The organism is Acinetobacter sp. LMB-5, assembly GCF_001541635.1.
In the GTDB taxonomy this organism is placed as follows: domain Bacteria; phylum Pseudomonadota; class Gammaproteobacteria; order Pseudomonadales; family Moraxellaceae; genus Acinetobacter; species Acinetobacter pittii.
This window is the reverse complement of record NZ_LRDR01000086.1, coordinates 1-383: the sequence shown is the minus strand read 5'-3', so window position 1 is coordinate 383 and position 383 is coordinate 1. Positions and strand designations below refer to the sequence as shown.

1 protein-coding gene is annotated in these 383 nt (G+C 43.3%); it reads left to right on the top strand.

The features are described 5' to 3' along the window. Positions 1-101 precede the first annotated feature (101 nt). A complete protein-coding gene (locus AW165_RS18630) occupies positions 102-347 on the top strand; it encodes a hypothetical protein (RefSeq protein WP_060466691.1) in 246 nt (81 codons plus the stop codon). Positions 348-383 lie beyond the last annotated feature (36 nt).

The window sequence follows — 383 nt, the reverse complement described above, 5'->3', positions numbered from 1 at the left end:
GGGCGCTAACGCCCCCTTTACCCCAGTAAACCAAACGTATCATTCCTCGCACTTACTTCATTTAGTATTCTATTAGTCCTTGGTTTGTATATGAGGTGCTTATGGCTAAGACTGATGAAGATATTGCGAATGTGAAGCGGATTAACTCAGGGATGAGGATGCTTTCCCATTCTGTTTGGAGAAAAGTACATCAGCCTAACTTCAGAAGCTTTACGCAGTTTGACCAAATGTTTTGGGATGTGACTAACCGAGCTTGGCTATCTGTCGATCATTCTGCATTTTCCGACAAATTGGAATTTGCTCATCTTTATTGGGCAGACTATTGCAAGAAGAATTTAGCGTCATGATTGCTCTGGTTCTGTCGCCTCGCTTTGCTCGTTGCC

Bases quoted from the DNA above. Each gene is read 5' to 3' on its own strand.
- AW165_RS18630 (WP_060466691.1), top strand. From the start codon at position 102: ATGGCTAAGACTGATGAAGATATTGCGAATGTGAAGCGGATTAACTCA.